Origin of the sequence: Nocardioides sp. (genome assembly GCF_031422975.1) — a bacterium.
GTDB lineage: Bacteria > Actinomycetota > Actinomycetes > Propionibacteriales > Nocardioidaceae > Nocardioides.
In genome coordinates, this window is the sequence record NZ_JANPEO010000656.1 from 1 (window position 1) to 2,672 (window position 2,672).

The 2,672-nt window shown below is 68.5% G+C and carries 4 protein-coding genes; 1 reads left to right on the forward strand and 3 read right to left on the reverse strand.

Annotated elements, in window-relative coordinates; all coding sequences use genetic code 11:
- The coding region (locus tag RMO85_RS19455) for a hypothetical protein (protein WP_310530363.1) at positions 1-258 on the forward strand (258 nt) is incomplete at its 5' end.
- Positions 259-444: 186 nt separating this feature from the next.
- Here the strand turns inward: RMO85_RS19455 and RMO85_RS19460 are convergent.
- The 3 genes from RMO85_RS19460 to RMO85_RS19470 form a co-directional block, all read right to left on the reverse strand.
- Positions 445-621 (reverse strand): hypothetical protein, encoded by a 177-nt coding sequence (locus tag RMO85_RS19460; RefSeq protein WP_310530364.1) that lies wholly within the window; start codon positions 619-621, stop codon positions 445-447.
- 317 nt (positions 622-938) lie between these two features.
- Positions 939-1,391, reverse strand: a complete 453-nt coding sequence (locus RMO85_RS19465; protein WP_310530365.1) for a hypothetical protein — start codon at positions 1,389-1,391, stop codon at positions 939-941.
- Positions 1,392-1,612: 221 nt separating this feature from the next.
- On the reverse strand, positions 1,613-2,672 hold a 1,060-nt coding region (locus RMO85_RS19470; protein ID WP_310530366.1), incomplete at its 5' end, for a helix-turn-helix transcriptional regulator.

Below are 2,672 nucleotides of genomic sequence, written 5' to 3' on the forward strand. Positions count from 1 at the left end.
ATCACCGACCCCAAGACCTCCGACACCGAGAGCTACTACGCCAAGCTCCCGACCGACTTCGCCATCGCGGGCGGCGACAACCGGGTCATCCACTTCGACTACACCGGCGGCTCCGACCACGTCCCGGTCAACCAGTACAGCCTCTACTACACCGACCCCAATGCCCTCGACCTCACCGTCGAGGTCAGTGCGACCGACAGTGCACCTCAGACCGCCACCGTGGCCAAGGACGCGGGCGGAGCCGAGGAAGCCGACTGACGTGTCTGAGCTGTGCGGCCAGCGGTACACGGTGCGGCCGCACGCACGATCCGAGGTTCCTGCTGGCGGCCAAGCCCGGCACGCCGGTGGGTCATCGTCGCCCGCGAGCGACCCGGAGCGACGATCTGGCGGCCTACCGGCTGGACGCGGGACCAGCGAGTCCCCACCGCGCTCAGGGCGGTGGGCTCAGGCGACCGAGTCGACCCGCACGTCGGCGCGATGCCGCGGCACATACTGCGCGGGGGTGCACCCCACGATGATGGACCGCGCGCTCAGCTGCCGGAGGCGCTCCTGCCGTACGCGGCTGCAGGCGACCGACTCACTCCTGGTCTTGCCCGCCGTCATCGTGTACGTCGTGTTCATGGTGTCTCCCGTCGATCGGCGTTTCGCTCCGGACGAGAGGGCAACGATCACACGGACGAGGGGGTCACGCGGCAGCCGACCTCCGGTCTGGACCGGGCCCTACGTGGATGCGGCCGGAATGACGGTGACTAACCGGGCGCAGGTCCGCACCTATCCCAGAGACCGGAGACTTGCGGCGATCAACACGGCCGTTGGGACTTCGATCCACGCGACGGCTGATTGCGAGTTGTGAACACCCTCGACCGGAGTTGGCAGGCCATGCGCATTCTGGGCCGACCGGGGACAGGCAGGGGTCCAGCTCCTGGCCGCCGTAAGCCCTACCGCTTGACCCAGGGCCCGAAGGTTCGGCGAGCCACTGCCCAGTCCACGGTGCCCATGCTCTCGTCCTTGAACTGCACGGCGACTCTGACTCTCCCTGGGTTCTTCAAGCAGCGTCGCGGGATTCGGATCGACACCGGCTTGTCGGCGACGTTGATGTCGGCGCGGAGCCGCATTCCCGGGCACTGAACGAGCCGAGAGCGACGATCCTCGAAAGAACGGACGCGCACTAGATCGAGGCCGACGTCCGTGTTGGGGTTGAAGGCGACGTAGTAGTCCGGACGTCGACCGTGGCCAGCGTCGATCCAGAAGGCGAAGAGCTGTCCGGCTCTCAGCGGCACGGCCGAGCGGACATGCACGATCACCGAGTCCCGATGGACGACCCGTACGCGTGAGATGTCCACGAAGGTCGAGTCCCCGACGGGGTCGTCGAAACCCTTGGCGTCCGCCATGGCCGGCGCAGGGGCCGTTGCCAGGACCAGGCTTGTCAGGACCAGGCCTGTTGTCCATGTGGACAGTTGGCGAATCGACCATCTCGTTGCGCGCATGCACATTCCGTTCTGGACGGCGACCTCTTGGCTCCCTGGTCGGGTTCCGTCGGGAGCATCAAAATCGCCTGCACCATTTTACCAGTCTCCCGCAGACGGGGGGCGACCGCCGGGCATCAGCCGGCTCAGTCGTTGGCAAGCTCGCGGGCCAGGGCCGCCGCCTCGCCGCGGTTGGGAACCCCCAGCTTGGCCAGCAGGTTGGTCACGTGCACGCTCACCGTCTTCTCGCTGATGAAGAGCCTCTCGGCGATTGTCCGGTTGGTGGCTCCCGACGCCAGCACGTCGAGCACCTCCCGCTCGCGGGCGGTCAGGGCGGCCAGTTGCGGCGGCACCGGCTCCCCCGAGAGCTGGATCCGGTTACGACGTGCCAGCGTCGCGGCCTGCTGCTCGTAGTGGCGCGCACCCATCGCCCGGGCGCTCTGCCAGACCTCGGTCACCAGCGAGCGGGCCTCGTCGCGTTCACCTGCACCGAGCAGGGCGGCCGCAAGCTCAAGTCTGGGGAGCAGCACGTGGTAGGCGCCGTACGGCGCAGATGCCTCGACGGCGGACCGCCAGGCCTCGACGGCTGACTCACCGTCGAGGGTCCGGGCGAAGGCGTCGGCAACCAGCGCCCCGCTGGCTGGCAGGGAGCTACGGAGCTCTTCCTCCTCATCAATCGCCGCGAGAGCTGCTGCCAGCACCTCGTCGCAGGAGGTCATCAGGTCCGCCGGCACCTCGACCCCTGCTCGTACGGCGCACGCGACTGCCGTCCACGCCGCCCGCGCGGTTACCGGGAGTCCACAAAGGGAGCCACGCCAGGGAACCGACGCGAGGTGCTCTCGAACGAGACCGAGCGCCTGGGCGACGTCGTCGAGACCGCAGTAGACCTCCACTTCATCCTGCAGGTCGTAGCCTTCGGGCTGGCCGACGACCTCGGCGAACAGCGCGAGCGTCTCGCGCACGAGCGGCTCGGCCGCCGCGAAGTCTCCACGGGCGATCAGGCTGAAGATCCGCAGCGCCCGCCATACACGCGCCTTCAGCCCCTCGCTACGACAGTCTTCGAGGAGTAGGTCTGCCTCGTCGAAGCGGCCCTGGTAGAGCATTGCCTCGGCGATCTGCGCACCACAGAACCCCGCCTCAGGCCCGAACCCGCCGACGAGGGCTCGTTCGCGGGACTGGGTCGCCAGCTCCAGGCCCGCCTCGTCG